The sequence below is a fragment of the Roseivirga sp. E12 genome, assembly GCF_017592825.1.
Taxonomy (GTDB): domain Bacteria; phylum Bacteroidota; class Bacteroidia; order Cytophagales; family Cyclobacteriaceae; genus Roseivirga.
On record NZ_JAGFMD010000003.1, the window covers coordinates 173,991 to 193,184 of the forward strand.

Below are 19,194 nucleotides of genomic sequence, written 5' to 3' on the forward strand. Positions count from 1 at the left end.
TGCTATAGCGGCTTTAGTTCAGGAAGTTGATCCCATAAGTTTTGGCGCTTCTCATTTACTTGTTGAAGTAATTTTACCCCTAAAGAGGTAAGCTGAAAAATACGCTTTCTTCGGCCACCCCTTTGCGATGTTGCACCCCCATAAAAAGACCTGACAAAACCTTTGTCTTCCAATCTATAGAGCGTGACATGAACAGCGCTGAGATTAACCGACCGATCCATTCTCGCCTTTATTTCCTGCACTATGTTGATGCCATATGCTTCGTCTTTAAGAATGGCGCAAGTCAGCATGACCAATTCCTCAAATTCACCCAGATAGTTACCTTTCATTTATATATATTTTGTCAAACTAATATAAGTATATACTTTGTAAAAGAAATGAACTTACCTAATGGACAGCTAAAGTGGCGGAGGGTTGCACCTAGTATTTCAAAACTTCCTTGAGCTTGCCATGACCGCTTCTACTTACGGGTAATTGGCTTCCTGTCTTGAGAGAGAGGAGGTAGGAATCTTTTTCGTAGAGCTCCAGCTTCTCGATTTGCTTGACGTTGACAATGTGAGACCTGTGAATACGAACAAATTCGCCTTTAGGCAATCGGTTCTCTAAATGCTTCATGCGAAGAAGCTTCAGATACTTGCCTTGTTCCGAATGGATGGCAACATAATCATCCTGCGCCTCAAAGTGAGAGATGCTTTCTAATGGAAGAATCTGGATTTTGTTGCCGGTTTTGACAACAATTCTATCGAGAGACTCATCACTTTCTGACCTAGTCTCTTGAAGAGTTTCCAATTCAGCCTTAGCGGCTCCTTTGGTACCTACCTTGGTCTTAGCCTTTTCTATAGCCTCGTTAAAACGCTCTTCAGCATAGGGTTTCAATAAGTAGTCTGTCGCATTTAGTTCGAATGCCTTGATTGCATATTGGTCAAAAGCAGTACTGAATATGACTACTGGAGGCTCATCCAAAAGCTCTAGCATCTCAAAGCCGGTAATTTTGGGCATTTGAACATCCAGAAAAATCAGATCAGGGTTGTGTTCCTGAATGGCCTTTAAACCTTGAAAGCCATCTCCACATTCAGCGATCACTTCGATTTCACTAAATTTTTGTAGGTAGGCCTTGATCAGGTCTCTTGCTAAACTTTCATCATCGATGATAATGGCTCGGATCATAAGTCAGTGGCGATTTGAGGAATATCTAATCGAACGGTGAATAAGTTATCAGTCTTCTCAGTAAATACCAATTGAGGGACCCCATAAATCAAGTGGAGTCGTTCTCCCACGTTTTTTAAGCCTATTCCTTTTCCCTTTTTACCTGTAGCTTCAGGATCAAATTGATTAGTGACTTCAACCCTAAGGATGTTTTGATCTTGCCATGCCTTGAGACTGACAGTGACCTTTTCCAGACTTTCATAAATACCATGTTTAATGGCATTTTCGAATAAAGGTTGAAGAATCAGGTTGGGGAGTTTAAGTTGAAGAGACTCTTTACTAATTTCTGTTTCCACGGAAAGCCGATCCCCAAAACGGACTTTTTCAATATCAAGATAGAGGATGATGTTGTTCAACTCATCCTTCATGGTATTCATTTGGTCGTTTTCCTTACCGAGGGAGTATCTAAGAAATTCGGAAAGCTTGATGACCATATCACGAGCCTTTTCAGGAGAGACAATGGTAAGCGAAGCTATAGAGTTAAGACTATTGAAAATAAAGTGCGGGTTGATCTGGGATTTCAACATCTCCAACTCAGAACTCTTAAGCATGGTCTCTAACTGGGAGCGCTCATTGTTCTTTTGAGTAAGATCATCATAGTACAGAATAAGGTAATACACCAAAATGATGATAGAGTAATACATTAAGCCTAATGCCGAACGCCAAGGAATGGATTGATTTAAAAAGATCAGATATTCCTCATCTGCTGAGACCCTTACTAGAATACTCTTAGATAGAAATATTGCCAAGGCAATGGAAATCACCAAAGCTGCCACATGACTCATGGCAAGGTTTAGCAGTTGTGACTTTTCAAAGGAGTTGTATCGGACATTAAACCAGTAGGCGAGGCCTAAGCCAAAGAAAATACCATTGAATACCAAGCTATCAAGGGCAGCGATTTTGGCTTCAAAATCATAGAAATAGTATAGGGCAAAGGCAAATAACCCTCCGATCACCAACCAGATGATGGAATAAATGATGATACTTCTATTTCGGATAAAGGGGTGGTCCATAAAAAAATCCGCGCTAAGCGGAAATTACGAAATCTTTGAGCAAAAAAACGGGAGCTTCAATTTGAAACTCCCGTAAATCCAAATCTATTATTTAACCTCTCCGCCTCCGAAAAGAACCAATCCCTTTATGATCAATTCTTTACCATCGTTGGCTTCATTTTCGTTGATGACTTTTCTTTCATCTGAAAAGGCTCCAAAAATTGCAGTTACTTTCACTTTGACATTCATGTCAGAAGGAACTCTAATATCGCAACCACCGAACAAAACAAATACATCCAATACGTTCGTGCCCCAAGCTAAATCAGCGTTTACTAAGTTTAAATCTGTTCCTCCAAATATCGAAGTGAGTTTACCTCCCTTGAATTCTTTTGAATAAACCTTACGTTCTGCCCCTGAGAAAATTCCGATCTCATCGACATGATCGTTGTCGTTTTCAATATTTTTTTTTTCGTAGTCGTTATTACTTTTTCTCTTCAAAATCAGAGATAAACCAATTCCTACGAAAGCCAAAGGCCATAATCTAAAGATGTCTTCGATATAAAAATCCCAGTAATAATAGTCCGACATCCGATCTACCAGAAATATTGAACCAATGATGATCAATGTAATTCCGGCACCTACTTTTTCTCTAACAGTGGCCAAGAACACACCAAGAATAATTAAGAAGGTATACCAACGAAAGACATAATCAGGTAAGTCGAAGTTGAAGACATCTAGGTTGTCGAAAGTGAGAAGTAGACCTATTACAAGGAAGGCTGCTCCTACAAAAATTCGTCTATTCATTTTATTTTCCATGACTGTTAGTTTTAAGCGTTGTTGTATTTTGAGTTTTGACTTTGGGCTAATCGAGGGACCAACCTCTAGACCAAATGTTGTTTGTTGTTTTTGACTACTCAAATGTACGGGGTCTTTAGGCCTTGCGGGTTCGTGAAATCGGTAAACGCACGCCAGCACTCGGTAAATGGTCGGGCGGTTCGACAGAAGTTTTTGGTTTGTAGGCACCAATCGGTGAATAACCTTGTTTTTCTTTTAGTATAAAGGCTTCAATGCCTAATTTTGGCCTGCTGAAAACATCTCATTCACATGGAATATAGAATTGAAAAGGATACAATGGGTGACGTTAAAGTCCCTGCTGATAAGTACTGGGGAGCCCAAACCCAACGATCTAGAAATAACTTTAAAATAGGCCCTGAGGGTAGCATGCCACTAGAAGTAGTGTATGGCTTCGCTTATTTGAAAAAGGCTGCAGCCCATACGAACTGTGATCTAGGTGTTTTATCTGCTGAGAAGAGAGACTTAATCTCCGCTGTTTGTGATGAGATTTTAGAAGGTAAGCTCGATGATCAGTTTCCCCTTGTAGTATGGCAAACCGGTTCTGGAACACAATCTAACATGAATGTTAATGAAGTGGTTGCCAATCGAGCACACGTCATTGCGGGAAATAAGTTAGGAGAAGGGGAGAGATTCATTCACCCTAATGACGATGTGAATAAATCGCAGTCATCAAATGACACTTATCCAACTGGGATGCACATAGCTGCCTATAAAATGGTGTTGGAAACGACTATTCCGGGTATTGAGCAGCTCAGAGACACTTTAAAGGCGAAATCTGAAGCCTTCATGCAAGTGGTAAAAATCGGACGTACGCATTTAATGGATGCTACTCCTCTTACTTTAGGGCAAGAGTTTTCGGGTTATGTATCGCAACTTAACCATGGATTAAAAGCAATAAGAAATACACTCGATCACCTGTCTGAGTTAGCCTTAGGAGGTACTGCTGTCGGTACGGGCATCAACACTCCAGAAGGCTATGCCGAGCATGTAGCACAGAAGATTGCTGATTTTACAGGGCTTCCATTCATTACTGCGGAGAATAAATTCGAGGCGTTGGCAGCCCATGATGCTCTGGTAGAAACCCATGGTGCATTAAAACAAATAGCTGTCTCCTTGAATAAGATTGCTAACGACATTAGAATGTTGGCATCTGGACCTAGGTCAGGCATTGGTGAAATCATTATTCCATCAAACGAACCAGGGTCTTCCATTATGCCTGGTAAGGTAAACCCTACCCAATGTGAAGCAATGACCATGGTCTGTGCTCAAGTAATGGGTAATGATGTGGCAATTTCTATTGGTGGTGCGCAAGGACATTATGAACTGAATGTTTTCAAGCCGGTAATGGCCTATAATGTCTTGCAGTCTGCACGTTTGATCGGAGATGCTTGCGTATCCTTCGAAGAGAATTGCGCGATCGGCATAGAACCGAATACAAAAAGTATACAGCAACACCTCAATAACTCGTTAATGCTGGTAACCGCCTTGAATACCAAGATCGGATATGAAAAAGCTGCCAAAATCGCCAAAACAGCCCATGAAAATGGTACAACCTTGAAGGAAGAGGCTGTTAATTTAGGCTATCTGACGGCAGATGAGTTCGATGAGTGGGTAAGGCCGGAGGATATGATAGGTAGTTTGAAAAGCTGACCTTATTGTCCTAAATTGTACTTAGAATTAATAATTACTCGATGAAATCTCAGAAAGTATTTTTAACGCTCATACTCGGAATTTTCGTGGCTTCGGTTGCTTTGGCACAAACCACAGAAGGCCGCCCCCTAACAAAGAAAGAATTGAAAGAGTGGGCAAAGCGTAAGAAAAAGATGTCTATTGAAGACTTCAAGCTGCTTTATGATGAGAATGTAAAGCAGAAAGCTCAAATCGCGAGTATTGAAGGGGAGATTCAAAACTTGGAACGACAGGTGTCTACCAAAGATGATAGGGTTAGTGACCTACAGAAACAGGTGACAAGAATGCAGGCGGCATATCAAGCGGCACAAAGAGAAATAGAGAACCTTAAAGACCAATCCATTACTCCAGTCTATAACCCTGAACTGATCAACGGTGAGGATTTTAGTGTAGGTGTTGTGTTCAAAGTTCAAGTAGGAGCCTTCCGCAAGATTGATTTAGCTAAGTATGCCGAAACAGCCAAGGACTTCGATCAAGAGGGCAACGAATTGAGAAAGTATATAATCGGAAACTTCAGAAACTACGATGACGCCAATATTCTTAAACGCTATTTGAGGGAAATGGGTGTGGAAGACGCTTGGATAGTACCTTACCGCGATGGTAAGAGAGTTCCTTTGAAAGAGGTTATCGCAATAGAGAAAGTGTCTAACAACTAAGTTGTGAACATATTATTGAGGGCAGTGCCTTTCGAGGTACTGCTTTTTTTATGCCTTATAAGACAAGTATTTTTTAATTTTATCTAATGCAGAAGCGGTGGTTATTTGAGGGTGAATATGATAATGCGATTGTCGATCTCTTGCAAGATGAACTCCAGATTAGTTCAACCATTGCTAAGCTTCTTTCTCAGAGAGGAGTGGCTTCCTTCGATGAGGCTCGCTCATTTTTCAGGCCATCATTAGATCAACTACACGATCCATTCCTTATGAAGGATATGGACAAGGCTGTAAATCGCCTGACCGAAGCCATTGGGAATGGAGAGAAAATACTGGTTTATGGAGACTACGATGTTGATGGTACCACTTCAGTAGCGATTTTCTACGGCTTCCTTAATGCCTTTTACGATCAACTCGGCTACTATATTCCCGATCGCTATAAAGAAGGTTACGGTGTGTCGGCCGAGGGTGTCCAATATGCTAAAGACAATGGGTATTCATTGATTGTAACGCTGGATTGCGGTATTAAGGCTATGGATAAGGTTGAAATGGCCAATGGTCTAGGCATAGATGTAATCATTTGCGATCACCATATGCCAGGGGATGAGCTACCAGCGGCTTACGCTGTGCTCGATCCCAAACGCAAAGACTGTACCTATCCATACAAAGAGCTGTCTGGCTGTGGCGTGGGCTTCAAACTGCTACAAGGGTTCAGCATTCAATCGGGCATTGAGCCAGAAGTGGCCTATGAATTCTTAGATCTACTAGCCGTCAGTATTGCTTCTGATATTGTTCCAATAACAGGGGAGAACCGGGTTATGGCATACTTCGGCCTTAAAAAGCTTAATAGTGCGCCTCGGCCAGGTTTGAAAGCATTGATTGCCTTGAACAAGGTTCAGAAAAACCTGACCATTTCGAGTGTAGTCTTCGGTATTGGACCAAGAATAAACGCCTCTGGTAGAATGGGGCATGCGGGCTCGGCCGTGGAGTTGCTTCTTGCCGAAACTGAAGAGGCCGCGGTAGCACTTGCCAATACTGTCAATGATACCAATGATGCGAGAAGAGACTTTGATAGCTCGATTACTGAAGAGGCCATCGCGATGATTCACTCCGATGAAGGCTTTGAGCAAGCTAAGTCGACAGTGTTATATAAGCATGATTGGCATAAAGGAGTTATCGGTATCGTTGCCTCTCGGTGCATTGATAAATTCTATAAGCCCACAGTTATTCTTACTGAATCAAATGACATGGTGACAGGCTCAGCCCGATCGGTTATGGGTTTTGATGTTTACGAAGCCATTTGTGAATGTTCTGATTTGTTGGAGCAATACGGAGGACATATGTATGCTGCTGGTGTGACTATGCCTATCGAGAATGTTGAAGCCTTCAAAGTGAGGTTTGAGGAAGCCGTTGCAAGGAAGATCACCGATGATCAGTTGATTCCTTGCCTTAAGATCGATTCGCTTATGAGGCTTGAGGAGATTGACCAGAAGTTTTACAACATCATCTCACAAATGGCACCGTTCGGCCCTCAAAATATGCAGCCGGTATTTGTCTCTGAAAATGTTTATGCCACAAATGTTAAAGTTTTAAAAGAACAGCATTTGAAGTTCAGTGTAAGGCAGGAAGGTACGAATGTTGCTTATGATGTAATCGGCTTTGGTTTTGGAGAATATTCCGATTTGATCGACAGTGGCATGCGTTTTAATATTGCATACACTATCGAGGAGAATGAATTTAGAGGACATAAATCCCTCCAACTCTTTATCAAAGACATCAAATTTGATTGATTAAACTATTTTTGCCTCAATGAAATTATCTGCAGATAACCTGATAAAGACTTACAAGAAGAGAAAAGTTGTAAACGAAGTCTCTGTTGAAGTGAATCAAGGAGAGATTGTGGGTCTTTTAGGCCCAAATGGAGCAGGTAAAACCACCACCTTCTATATGATTGTTGGCTTAGTAAGGCCAAATGAAGGGACGGTGAAGCTGGAAGGAGAGGACATCACACCTTTGCCAATGTTCAAGCGAGCGCAATTAGGCATTGGTTACCTGGCACAGGAACCATCGGTGTTCAGAAAGCTCACAGTAGAACAAAACATTCTTGCGGTGCTAGAAATGACTAAGCTTTCTAAGCAGGCTCAACGCGAGAAGATGGAGTCTCTTTTAGAAGAGTTCAGTTTGACGCATGTGAGAAAGAACTTGGGTAGAGTGCTTTCAGGTGGAGAGCGTAGAAGAACTGAAATTGCCAGAGCACTGTCTGTCGACCCGAAATTCGTTTTGCTCGATGAGCCTTTTGCAGGGGTAGACCCCATCGCAGTAGAAGAAATTCAATCCATCGTGGCCAAGCTAAAAAACAGAAATATTGGTATCTTAATCACAGATCATAATGTGCAAGAGACACTTTCTATTACCGATCGTGCTTATTTGATGTTTGAAGGCAAGCTATTAAAGGCGGGCACAGCAGAAGAATTGGCAGCTGACGAGCAAGTAAGGAAAGTATATCTTGGAAAGCATTTTGAGCTGAAACGAAAAATCTAGTCCATTGGCTATCCTGAATTCCATACTCACCTGGGTCATGAAAAAACGCATGCACCAGATCGATCTATTCATGAAATACCCTCATGAAGTTCAGGAAGAGTTATTCAAAAGATTAATTACCACTGGTAGAAACACTGAATTCGGTAGAACACATGGCTTTGCTGATGTGCATACTGAAGAGCAATTCAGAAGATTAATTCCTGTCTCCTCCTACGAAGACATCTGCCCGTATATTGAGCGAAATATGGCGGGTGAACAAAATTTGCTCTGGCCCTCAGATGTCAAATGGTTCGCCAAATCTTCCGGTACCACAAATGCCCGGAGTAAGTTTATACCTGTCTCTTATGAAGCACTGGAAGAATGCCACTTCAAAGGAGGCAAGGACATGCTGTCCATCTATTGCAATAATTTTCCAGAGACAAAGATGTTCGATGGAAAGGGGTTGACCATTGGAGGAAGCCAGCAAATCAATCAATTCGATAGTAATAGCGAGTCCTTTTATGGTGACGTATCAGCTGTTATCATGTCTAACCTTCCATACTGGACCAAGTTTGTTAGAACGCCAACGCTGGACATCGCCTTGATGGAAGAGTGGGAGTCCAAAATTGACAAGATGGCGGAGTATACCATGCAGGAAAATGTCACGAGCATTTCCGGTGTTCCCACTTGGACCATTATCCTCTTGCAGAAAGTTCTTGAACTTAAGGGAGCTAGCCATATTCATGAGGTGTGGCCGAATCTCGAAGTGTTTTTTCATGGAGCTGTGGCATTTGGTCCTTATAAGAGCCTTTTCAAGAGCCTCATTCCATCTGATCAAATGCGTTATATGGAGACCTATAATGCATCAGAGGGCTTTTTTGGGATTCAATATGACCCTTCGGCCGATGATATGCTACTGATGCTGGACTATGGAATCTATTACGAGTTCATTCCTTTTGCAGAAATTCACAATGAATCACCCAAGGTTATAGGGCTTAATGAGGTGGTAATTGGAGAACAATACGCTCTATTGATTACAACCAATGCTGGTTTGTGGCGCTATAAGATTGGCGATACTGTGCAGTTTACTTCTATCGACCCATTCAGAATCAAGATATCGGGAAGAACAAAACATTTCATCAATGCTTTTGGTGAAGAAGTCGTTGTTGAGAATGCCGAAAGAGCTATTGCGGAGGCATGTGAAAAGACTGGAGCCCAAATCAATAACTTTACGGCAGCCCCGAAATATTTCGATAAAGAGGAGAATGCCGCTCATGAATGGATTGTGGAGTTTGAAAGAGATCCAGATGATCTCGCGCGGTTTGCGATGGCGCTCGATGAGACGCTGAGAAGCATCAACTCTGACTATGATGCCAAGCGCTATAAGGATATGGCATTGTCTCCTCCCATAGTTCATAAGGCGGCACCAGGTACCTTCTACCAATGGATGCGAAAAAGAGGTAAGCTTGGAGGGCAACATAAAGTACCTCGACTATCAAATACCCGTGAGTACCTCGATGAGATTCTGAGCCTTTTACAGGTCAAATCATAGCCTCATTAGGAGGCTTGATGCTGAAGGGGTGTTTTCCTAAATTTTGTATTACATACACAAAATCTTCCTTTTCAACACTTTCGAGAAAATTGTACTTTTCTAATACGGCTGAGTTCATTGAATCAACTAATGAACTTAGTATTAAAATAGAGTTAACGTAGTATTAGTATAGTTAGGCATTAGGTAATAATTATGTAACAGCTTATATATCTGACTTTAATGGTTTTTTAACCTTGCCGTTGGTCGCTCTCGAACACATTTTTGCCATTAGTTTAGTGAAGGATTTCTTAGCAAAAAATTAAACAATTTCTTTAAGGCATTAGAGTCACTCATAAGTGATTTTTAGACAAAAAAAAGAATCAATTTTTTAGGAGATTTTTTTTCCACAATTTTCAATGTTTATCCACAGGGACAACCGAACTACACATAAGTAACTGATCTATAGATGATTAAGCATCAAATCTTATTGTTGATTTTTGTTGATAACTATTTTCACTTTAAGTAGAAAGTGAATTATTGAAATCTTTTAGAACATGCCTCTGGGCTCAAAAATGGGCGATTTAGGAGCCCATTTCTTTCTGTTGACGTTTTAGCTTAGTTCGATAGGTATTGAAGATTCGTGATTTTGAAACTATACCTAAATATTGGCCATCTTTTATAACGGGTAAGTTCCATGCACCCGTTTTTTCAAATTTTGACATCACTTCCTGCATATGATCATCTGGAGAGACCGTTTCTGGAGGTCTATGCATCAATGTTTCAACAATTACACTTTTTTGAGATTCTGGATCAAACATGATCTCTCGGATGTCATCAAGTGTAATTATGCCTTTTAAGACGTTTTCTTCATCGACAACTGGAAAAATGTTTCGATTTGACTTTTTAACCAATGCGACTAATTCTTCTAATTTCTGTTGCGGCTGAATGGTCATCAAATCCTTTTCAAGAAGCTTAGAAATGTTCATGAGACTGAGAAGCTGTTTGTCCTTATCATGTTGTATAAGATCGCCTGACTCAATCAATTTGGCAGTGTAAAAGGAATGCTTCTGAAAGTAACTATTGGTACTGAATGCTACGGCTGAAACAAGCATCAATGGCAAGAATAGTGTATAGCCACTGGTGATTTCAGCAATTAAAAATATTGCCGTCAGAGGGGCATGCAATACGCCACTCATTACCCCGCACATTCCTACCAAAGTGAAATTGCTGACTGATAGCGTTCTTCCAAAATCTAGTAGATTGTTAACCTGTGCAAATAGAAATCCTGTAATGCCTCCTATAAAGAGAGAAGGGGCAAAGATTCCTCCATTGCCACCTGCCCCGATGGTTAGCCCTGTCGCGATTGGTTTCAAAAGCAGGACCAGAAAAGCTAAACCCACTAAAATCCATTCGTTAGACACATCAGCAAAGAATTGACTATTGCTTAGCACTTCGGAAGCCTGACCATTGAGGATCAGCTTGATGGTATCATAGCCCTCACCATATAGAGGGTTGAAAAATAACATTAACACACCTAAGCCCAGACCACCGACAATCGCTTTGATAATCGGCTGTTTTATGTTTGACATCAGCTTCTCTGCAAACTGGGTGGTGTTTGAGAAATAGTAAGAAATGAGTCCACAGAAGACACCTAAAATCAAGTAGAAAATGAAATCTCCGGCCAAAAATGGATCTGTTAGATCAAATGAAAAGAGCACATCATCTCCAAGCAATAGCATTGAAATCAAGGAACCAATTACCGAAGCTATCAGCAATGGGATGAAAGCGGCAATCGTTACATCCGTTAAGATCACTTCGATACTAAAAATCACACCAGCAACAGGCGAATTAAATATGCCCGATATAGCTGCAGCCGCTCCACAGCCTATCATTAAGGTGCGTTGCTTATAGTTCAAATGCATCAAACGACCAATGTTGGAGCCAATCGCAGAACCTGTTACAACAATTGGAGCCTCGAGCCCGACAGAACCCCCGAAGCCCACAGTAAGCCCAGAGGTGAGCATACGACTGTACATCTTTGTCCGGCTGATGATGCTTGATTTCTTCGAAATAGCGTACAGAATTGTAGTGATTCCATGGCCCAACCTCTCTTTTAGGACATAATTGGCCAGTAGGGCGGTGATGAGAATACCTACGACAGGGAAGAAGATGTAAATAAAGGAATCACTAAGCCCGGATAATGAAATTTGTATAAAATGAACGAGACTCTTTAGGGTAACTGCAGCGATGCCACCAATAACACCGATAAGCCCACCCAGAATAATTACGAAATTCTTGGTACGGATATGGCGAATACGCCAAATCAAAAACTTACCTAAGAGCTTTTTGAAATTCATTTTAGTTTTTTGGCCTTTTCCCAGTACTGGTCCATTTCTTCAAGACTCATTTCACTGATATTTTTACCATCTTTTTTAGATTCCGTTTCCAAGTATTGAAATCTCTTTATGAATTTGAGGTTTGTTCTTTCGAGTGCTTCTTCCGGGTCAATATCGATAAATCGAGAATAGTTGACCAATGAAAAAAGAAGATCTCCGAACTCGCCTAAAGCTTTTTGTTTGTCGATTGTGCCGTTTTTGGCTACGTTGAATTCATTTTTGAATTCTTGCATCTCTTCTTCCACCTTCTCCCAAACCTGCTCTTTCTTTTCCCAGTCAAAGCCAATGCCTCGAGCTTTGTCTTGAATTCTGATCGCTTTTACAAGGGCCGGTAATGAATTCGGTACTCCTCCCAAAACAGACTTGTTGCCTTTTTCTTTAAGCTTGATCTTTTCCCAATTAGCTTTTACAGCTTCTTCATCATTTGCTTCAACATCTCCATAGATGTGAGGATGTCTATTCACTAGCTTATCACTAATAGAATTCAAAGCGTCTGCTACATCAAAGGCCTTTTTTTCATCTGCAATTTTTGAGTAAAAGACCATATGGAGCATAAGGTCACCAATCTCCTTTTTAACCTCATCCAGGTTTTCTGTCAGAATGGCGTCTGACAACTCGTAAGTCTCTTCAATGGTCAGGTGACGAATGCTTTCCAATGTTTGCTTCTTGTCCCATGGACAGTTCAATCGCAATTCATCCATAATCGTCAAAAGCCGATCGAAGGCTTCGAGTTTTTCCTTTCTACGTAAATCTTTTGGGGGTTGAATCATCAGTTTTTCCTTTCCAGAAACTTATGAGGCAAAGGTAGCGTTATGAAATCAAGTATGTTAAATTTGCCACAAATTAGTCTGTCATGACCACATTAATATTGACATTAGTTTTAGTAGGGTTGTTTTTCGTAGGGATGTCTGTGAGGTTGATCCTATTGAAAAATGGTGAATTCAAGGGTACTTGTGCTTCTCAAAGCCCATTTCTAAACAAAGAAGGCGTTCGCTGTGGCTTCTGTGGCAAAGACATGAAAGAAGGTGAGGCCTGCGGAAACCCTGACAATGAGGTGGATAAGGTGCTTGCTCAGTTCAAATAACCCCTCACTTTTTACAAACTTTTCAAAGCATTTTATTAAAGTGTTTCTACACTTGTTTTGCTACTTTTGCAATTGAATTAACATAGGCTAGCTGGTGACATTAATTAAATCAATTTCAGGTATTCGAGGAACAATTGGAGGCAAAGTCGATGAGGCCTTAACTCCTATAGACGCTGTAAAATTTGCAGCTGCGTTTGGTACTTGGGTAAAAGAGAAATCGGGTAAATCGAAGATTATAATAGGCAGAGATGCCCGCCCATCGGGAGAGATGATCTCTAATTTGGTGACTTCTACGCTTGTAGGTTTGGGCATTGATGTAGTGGACTTGGGCTTATCTACAACTCCAACGGTTGAGGTAGCAGTCCCTGCTGAAGGAGCCGGAGGAGGAATAATCCTCACTGCGAGCCATAATCCTGTTCAATGGAATGCCCTTAAGCTATTGAACGAAAAAGGTGAGTTTATCAGCGGAGCTGATGGACAAGAAGTTTTGGAGCTGGCAGCGAATGACTCTTTTTCTTTCGCTGAAGTTAAAGACTTGGGAAAGGTTTCTTTTGATGATACGTATATAGCGAAGCATATCGATATGGTCCTGGCCCTGCCTTTGGTGGATATTGAGGCCATTAAGACGGCTAATTTCAAAGTAGTGATTGACTGTGTCAACTCTACTGGAGGCATTTCACTTCCCCCGCTACTTAGGGCACTTGGGGTCAGTCATGTGGAAGAGCTATACTGTGAACCTAATGGGCAGTTTCCGCATAATCCAGAACCATTACCAGAGCATTTGACCAAAATATCCTCTACGCTTGAGAACGGGAGTTATGACTTGGGTATAGTGGTAGACCCTGATGTAGATAGGTTGGCGCTAATTTCGGAGGATGGAACACCGTTTGGAGAGGAGTATACTTTAGTTGCGGTAGCAGACTATGTATTATCTCAAACAAAAGGCAATACTGTTTCTAACCTTTCATCCACGCGAGCGCTAAGAGATGTAACAGAGAAGCATGGAGCGACCTATGAAGCTGCTGCTGTTGGTGAAGTTAACGTAGTCACCAAAATGAAGGAAACTGATGCTGTGATTGGTGGTGAAGGAAACGGTGGAATTATCTATCCGGAACTACACTACGGTAGAGATGCCTTGGTTGGCATTGCTTTGTTTTTGACGCATTTGGCAAAATTTGGTCAGCCCATGTCCAGACTAAGGGCATCATACCCTAATTACCATATCTCAAAAAATAAGATTGACCTTTCGCCTGAGATTGATGTTGACAATGTGCTTTCGACTATGAAAGAGAAGTATAAAAAACAGCCAGTCAACACAATAGATGGTGTAAAAATAGAATTTGACAAGGAATGGGTACATTTGAGGAAGTCAAATACTGAGCCAATTATTAGAATATATGCGGAGTCTGAATCTCAGGCTACGGCTGAACATTTGGCAAACAAGATAATATCTGATATTAAAGAAATTGTGTCCAACTAATATTTGAAGACATGAAAGTTTATTTCGATAACGCGGCAACAACGCCATTGGATCCTGAGGTTTTTGAGACAATGAAGCCCTTAATGCTTGATGTCTACGGAAACCCGTCATCTACGCATGCACATGGTAGAGAAGCTAGAACTAAACTGGAATACGCTAGACGTACAGTTGCTGACTTATTGAATACTTCCCCGTCAGAGATTTTCTTTACTTCAGGAGGAACCGAGGCAGACAATACTGCGATTACATGTTGTGTTGATGCATATGACCTTAAGCATATTATTACAACAGAAATTGAGCATAAGGCAGTCCTTGAGAGTTCAAGAAAACTAGAAGCTGAAGGCAAGCTTAAAATCAGTTATGTAGATTTGGACGAGCAGGGCCATATTAATATGGATCACCTCAATGATCTATTGAAGAATAATAGTCGGTCACTCATATCCATAATGCATGCGAATAATGAAATCGGCACTTTGAATGATATTGGAGCCATTGGGGATTTAGCTTCGGAGTATGATGCCATATTTCATTCAGATACTGTTCAGACAATGGGTCACTTCGCCCATGATACACAAAACCTGAATTGCCACTTCTTAGTTGGTGCGGGACACAAATTCCATGGGCCAAAAGGAGTTGGCTTTCTAAGAGTTTGTAAATCAAAGAGAATCGGCAGGTTTGTTCATGGTGGAGGCCAAGAAAGAAATCACCGAGGAGGTACTGAATATGTATATGGTATAGTAGGTTTGGCGAAAGCTCTGGAGATTGCCTATCGCGAAATGGACGAGCATCAAAGATATATCAGAGGGTTAAAAGATAGGATGATTGCTGGTTTGAGAGAAAGGTTCTCAGGCATCTCATTTAATGGTGATATCCGCGATGGGCATAGTTTGTATACCGTTTTGAATGTGAGTTTTCCTCCGTCAGAGGACAATGATATGCTTCTCTTCAATCTTGACATCAATGGCATTTCAGCTTCAGGAGGTAGTGCATGTAATAGTGGTGCAGCCATGGGCTCTCACGTTTTGAACGGGATCAAAGCTGATGCTGACAGACAAGGCGTTCGCTTCTCTTTTAGTAAGTACAATAAGCCCGAAGAAGTTGATTACGTGCTAGATAAACTTGTTGAGATATTAGAACCAGCAATGGTTTAATGCAACTTTTTTAGGCTAATACAGTCTGTATAGCTATAATAAGCATTTATGAATTTTGGCAAAATTTGTGTCTTCGTACTTCTCCTCTGTACACTTTCCTGCTCAAACGAGGATTTTCAAATTGATGAAGTAAATGGGGTTGTCGAAGATGTTTCCGGAATTTTCGGCTTAGAAGGATGTGGTTTTATGATTCGTATCAATGGCGAGCTGTATAAGCCCACATATCTAAATCGCCAATATGAAGAAGATGGTTTTGAGGTGTTACTTAATGTTGAGTTTTTGAATTCACGTGCTGATTGTAGCACACGGGCATTGGCTCCAAGAGAGATCAGAATTGAACAAATTCGACCTTTAAACTGAGATATATCTGCATTTTTTTGCGCTTATCCTCCCAAAGTACAATGCTGGTACTTAACTTGTCGTTCAACACAAGGACTATTTTAGAGGAATACCAAAACCATGAAGGCTAAACATTTTCTCATTTTATCAATCTTATTCCTTTTTGCGTGCAAGTCTAATGATGATACTGCCGTAACAGAACAAATGGCTATCATTAAAGATGGAACCAACGTACAGGGCCATGAATCATGTGGATGGGTGATTCAGTTTAATAATGGCTTCAATTCGGTGGTAGTGCCCGAAAGCATCCCTGCCGAATTTCAACAAGACGAATTAGAAGTGCTGATAGTGCTCACCAATAGTGCTACATCAGCAGATTGTACTTCCGCTTCCGCACACCAAGTAAGCATTGTATCAATAAGACTGGCTAATTAGGCTGATTTAACCAAATCTTCAAGACACTCTATCCAAGTAGAAGAGGTGTTAAGGCTTGGCACCAAGTCCCAGACTTCGCCCCCGACTTCTTCAAACTCTTCTTTGAATTCTTCTCCAACCTCAAGCGTAGTTTCAAGGCAATCGGAGATAAATGCTGGAGAGAAGGCAAGGACTTTTTTGATTCCTTTGGCTGGCAATTCTTTGAGAAAAATATCAGTGTAAGGTTTTACCCAAGGATCTTTTCCTAATCTCGATTGGAAAGTGGTTGTATAATCTCCTTCCTCAAGACCAAGTCTTTCGGCCAACTGACGAGAAGTATAGAAACATTGTGCTCGATAGCAATATCTGTTTCTTTCATTCAACTGGTTACAGCATGCACCCAACTGACATTGATTTCCAACCGAGCCTTTCTTGATTTGTCTTTCAGGCAAACCATGATAACTGAAAATCACATGATCGTATTCCTGCTTTTCCATCAAGGCTTTTCCGTTTTCAGCAAAGGCTTGCAGAAACTTAGGGTGATCCATGAACTGATTAATATGAGTAATCGATGGAATAATTTGCCAAGTGTTGACTATGCTATTCACTTTTTCCGATACTGAGCCTGTACTGGCCGAAGCATACTGTGGAAAAAGAGGAATGACGATGATTTCGGTAACGTTGTGGCTTCGAAGTTCTTCTAAAGCACTCTGAATACTCGGGCTTTGGTATCTCATGCCTAGAGCCACTTGATAGGTGTCTCCTAAACTTTCTTGTAGTAAGTCTTTTACATCAAAACCATTGAATTTCAATGGTGAGCCTCGGTCCTCCCATAGCTTCGCATACTCCTTGGCAGACTTTGGCGCTCTAAATGGAGCAATGATGCCATTAACCAAAAGAAACCTGGAAATTAAAGGGATATCAATCACGCGACCATCCATTAAGAATTCTCGCAAATACTTTCTTACGTCTTTTGTTGCTGGGCTGTCGGGTGTTCCTAAGTTCACCAATAAAACGCCTTTCTTCTCTTTTCCCATTAGTAGATATATTCAAGCAAAACAGGCTGCAAAGATATTTGTTTTCTGTTATGCCCCATACTTCAAGTACCTACGAAAGGCTGCAAAAAAAGAAAGCCCGGGATGGCCCCGAGCTAACGATCTATGATTGCCCAATATGCTTTTAAGGAATAGTGATTGCCAGTAATTTCCTCGATTCGCTGGTTAGCCCATCACCTTGAGCAATTTTATATTAGGTAGTTATATGCTAAACACTCAATCTGCGAATCACCCTTAGTTTTGACCGCGATTATCTATAAATGAGTGCTAGCAGACAAAGAAACAGTCATGGATCATGCAAATTTACTTAAAGTCAAAGGGTCAAAAGATGAAGGTAAACTCAAACAACTCATTCTTAGCTGCATTTTCGGATAGGCGAAATATAATCCTAGCCATCAAAATGTCCTTAGTAGTCGGAACATTGCTCAACTGCATTAATCAGGCCGAGTGCTTTATCAATCAAGACTTCGATCAACTCAACGTTCCCAAGTTATTGTTCACCTACAGCGTTCCTTTTTTCGTCTCCATTTATTCCAGTACAATCGCTAAATTGAAGGGATAGCCCGAACTTTTTTACGCATTCGGGGCTTGTAAAGGAAATCTCTTGAGTGATGAAAAGCTTTAAACTTCAATTCCCTAATGCCGAAGGGCAAATGTTGTCCGCGAGACTAGAAATGCCAGTGGACAAAAACCCAAAAGCGTATGCATTATTTGCACATTGCTTTACGTGTTCTAAAAATTTAATGGCCGTCACGAATATTAGTAGGGCGCTCACTGCCAAAGGGATTGCTGTGTTACGTTTTGACTTTACAGGCCTAGGAGATAGTGAGGGTGAGTTTGCAGACACTAACTTCTCTAGTAATGTGCAGGACCTAATTGTCGCGGCCCAATACCTTAAGTCCAAATATGAGGCGCCTCAGTTGATAGTCGGTCATTCATTGGGTGGTGCGGCAGTATTAATTGCAGCCCACAGATTACCTTATATTACAGCGGTAGCTACAGTGGGAGCACCCGCGGATCCACCCCACGTAAAGCATTTATTTGAAAATGCACTTGATGAGATTGAGTCTTCGGGTAAGGCCAAAGTTTCACTTGGTGGAAGACCTTTTACAATTAAGAAACAGTTTATTGACGACCTACAGGAGTACGAGCAATCTCAAGTGATCAAGGAATTAAATAGACCATTGCTGATACTTCATTCTCCACAAGACGATACTGTGGATATAAGGAATGCGGAGAAGATATACCTGGCTGCCAAACACCCCAAAAGCTACATCTCGCTCGATGGGGCAGACCACCTGCTCACTAGGAAGGAAGATGCTAGCTATGTTGGCGAGGTCATCTCTTCTTGGGCGACTCGTTACTTGCCAAAACCTAATGAAGATGATTTGACGACTGATCATCAAGTAGTAGTGAGGAATGAAAAGGAAAGAGGGTTGCTTACGGAAATTATGGCCAATGGCCATTATATGATTGCCGATGAGCCTAAAGATGTGGGAGGTACTGATTTGGCAGGAACTCCCTACGACCTTCTTGTTGCTTCCTTGGGGGCTTGTACTGCCATGACGATCCGCCTCTATGCCAATCATAAGGGAATTGATCTGGAAGAAGTAAAAGTTCATCTAAGCAGGGAAAAACGTCATGCAGCTGATGCCGAGACTTTGGACGAGAAGAGCAAAGTCGAGTTCATAGATCGAGAACTAGAGTTAACTGGAAACCTCACTGAGGAACAGCGAAATAGAATAGTCGAAATTGCAGACAGGTGTCCGGTTCACAAAACGCTAACCCAAGGTTTGAGGGTAAACACAAAGCTTAAATAAGTGTTTCAC

Annotated in this window: 19 protein-coding genes; 12 read left to right on the plus strand and 7 right to left on the minus strand. The window is 41.3% G+C overall.

What is annotated here, in order from left to right; genetic code table 11:
• Positions 1 to 2: 2 nt before the first annotated feature.
• From J4E76_RS10245 to J4E76_RS10260, 4 genes are all read right to left on the minus strand, one after another.
• On the minus strand, positions 3 to 329 hold the full coding sequence (locus tag J4E76_RS10245) for a PadR family transcriptional regulator (RefSeq protein WP_208503829.1): 327 nt from the start codon (positions 327 to 329) through the stop codon (positions 3 to 5).
• A 91-nt stretch (positions 330 to 420) separates the two neighbouring features.
• Positions 421 to 1,167, minus strand: coding sequence for a LytTR family DNA-binding domain-containing protein (locus J4E76_RS10250; RefSeq protein ID WP_208503832.1), 747 nt, complete (start codon positions 1,165 to 1,167; stop codon positions 421 to 423).
• Entirely contained in the window at positions 1,164 to 2,219 is a 1,056-nt protein-coding gene (locus tag J4E76_RS10255) for a sensor histidine kinase (protein ID WP_208503834.1), read from the minus strand. Before J4E76_RS10255 ends, J4E76_RS10250 begins: the two co-directional genes overlap by 4 nt.
• Positions 2,220 to 2,306: 87 nt before the next feature.
• Positions 2,307 to 3,014: a LiaI-LiaF-like domain-containing protein gene (locus J4E76_RS10260; RefSeq protein ID WP_208503836.1), complete on the minus strand. Its 708-nt coding sequence runs from the start codon at positions 3,012 to 3,014 to the stop codon at positions 2,307 to 2,309.
• Between the two features lie 288 nt (positions 3,015 to 3,302).
• On the opposite strand from J4E76_RS10260, the gene fumC reads away from it, so the two are divergent.
• From fumC to J4E76_RS10285, 5 genes are all read left to right on the plus strand, one after another.
• Entirely contained in the window at positions 3,303 to 4,703 is a 1,401-nt protein-coding gene (gene fumC / locus J4E76_RS10265; RefSeq protein WP_208503838.1) for a class II fumarate hydratase, read from the plus strand.
• 41 nt (positions 4,704 to 4,744) lie between these two features.
• Positions 4,745 to 5,398, plus strand: coding sequence for a hypothetical protein (locus tag J4E76_RS10270; protein ID WP_208503840.1), 654 nt, complete (start codon positions 4,745 to 4,747; stop codon positions 5,396 to 5,398).
• A gap of 86 nt (positions 5,399 to 5,484) precedes the next feature.
• A complete protein-coding gene (gene recJ, locus J4E76_RS10275; RefSeq protein ID WP_208503842.1) occupies positions 5,485 to 7,185 on the plus strand; it encodes a single-stranded-DNA-specific exonuclease RecJ in 1,701 nt (566 codons plus the stop codon).
• 19 nt (positions 7,186 to 7,204) lie between these two features.
• Positions 7,205 to 7,936, plus strand: a complete 732-nt coding sequence (gene lptB, locus J4E76_RS10280) for an LPS export ABC transporter ATP-binding protein (protein WP_208503844.1) — start codon at positions 7,205 to 7,207, stop codon at positions 7,934 to 7,936.
• A 37-nt stretch (positions 7,937 to 7,973) separates the two neighbouring features.
• Positions 7,974 to 9,467, plus strand: coding sequence for a GH3 auxin-responsive promoter family protein (locus J4E76_RS10285; protein WP_208503846.1), 1,494 nt, complete (start codon positions 7,974 to 7,976; stop codon positions 9,465 to 9,467).
• Between the two features lie 560 nt (positions 9,468 to 10,027).
• Here the strand turns inward: J4E76_RS10285 and J4E76_RS10290 are convergent.
• Both J4E76_RS10290 and mazG read right to left on the minus strand, forming a co-directional pair.
• A complete protein-coding gene (locus J4E76_RS10290) occupies positions 10,028 to 11,803 on the minus strand; it encodes a chloride channel protein (protein ID WP_208503847.1) in 1,776 nt (591 codons plus the stop codon).
• Entirely contained in the window at positions 11,800 to 12,612 is an 813-nt protein-coding gene (mazG, locus tag J4E76_RS10295) for a nucleoside triphosphate pyrophosphohydrolase (RefSeq protein WP_208503849.1), read from the minus strand. The genes J4E76_RS10290 and mazG overlap by 4 nt, the downstream gene beginning before the upstream one ends.
• 83 nt (positions 12,613 to 12,695) lie before the next feature.
• Here mazG and J4E76_RS10300 point away from each other — a divergent pair, with 83 nt between their 5' ends.
• The 5 genes from J4E76_RS10300 to J4E76_RS10320 all read left to right on the plus strand — a co-directional run bounded on the left by J4E76_RS10300 (position 12,696) and on the right by J4E76_RS10320 (position 16,331).
• Positions 12,696 to 12,926, plus strand: coding sequence for a hypothetical protein (locus J4E76_RS10300; protein WP_208503851.1), 231 nt, complete (start codon positions 12,696 to 12,698; stop codon positions 12,924 to 12,926).
• Between the two features lie 94 nt (positions 12,927 to 13,020).
• Positions 13,021 to 14,406, plus strand: a complete 1,386-nt coding sequence (glmM, locus tag J4E76_RS10305) for a phosphoglucosamine mutase (protein ID WP_208503853.1) — start codon at positions 13,021 to 13,023, stop codon at positions 14,404 to 14,406.
• Positions 14,407 to 14,417: 11 nt separating this feature from the next.
• The gene (locus tag J4E76_RS10310; RefSeq protein ID WP_208503855.1) at positions 14,418 to 15,557 is read left to right on the plus strand and encodes a cysteine desulfurase family protein; all 1,140 of its coding nucleotides are present in this window, start codon (positions 14,418 to 14,420) and stop codon (positions 15,555 to 15,557) included.
• Between the two features lie 48 nt (positions 15,558 to 15,605).
• The gene (locus tag J4E76_RS10315; protein ID WP_208503856.1) at positions 15,606 to 15,917 is read left to right on the plus strand and encodes a hypothetical protein; all 312 of its coding nucleotides are present in this window, start codon (positions 15,606 to 15,608) and stop codon (positions 15,915 to 15,917) included.
• Between the two features lie 99 nt (positions 15,918 to 16,016).
• The gene (locus tag J4E76_RS10320; RefSeq protein WP_208503859.1) at positions 16,017 to 16,331 is read left to right on the plus strand and encodes a hypothetical protein; all 315 of its coding nucleotides are present in this window, start codon (positions 16,017 to 16,019) and stop codon (positions 16,329 to 16,331) included.
• Here the strand turns inward: J4E76_RS10320 and hemH are convergent.
• Positions 16,328 to 17,347: a ferrochelatase gene (hemH, locus tag J4E76_RS10325; protein ID WP_208503861.1), complete on the minus strand. Its 1,020-nt coding sequence runs from the start codon at positions 17,345 to 17,347 to the stop codon at positions 16,328 to 16,330. The two genes, J4E76_RS10320 and hemH, sit on opposite strands and share 4 nt — an antisense overlap.
• A gap of 346 nt (positions 17,348 to 17,693) precedes the next feature.
• Here hemH and nrtS point away from each other — a divergent pair, with 346 nt between their 5' ends.
• Positions 17,694 to 17,927, plus strand: coding sequence for a nitrate/nitrite transporter NrtS (nrtS, locus tag J4E76_RS10330; protein ID WP_208503863.1), 234 nt, complete (start codon positions 17,694 to 17,696; stop codon positions 17,925 to 17,927).
• 49 nt (positions 17,928 to 17,976) lie between these two features.
• A complete protein-coding gene (locus tag J4E76_RS10335; protein WP_208503865.1) occupies positions 17,977 to 19,185 on the plus strand; it encodes a bifunctional alpha/beta hydrolase/OsmC family protein in 1,209 nt (402 codons plus the stop codon).
• The last annotated feature ends 9 nt before the right edge of the window (positions 19,186 to 19,194 follow it).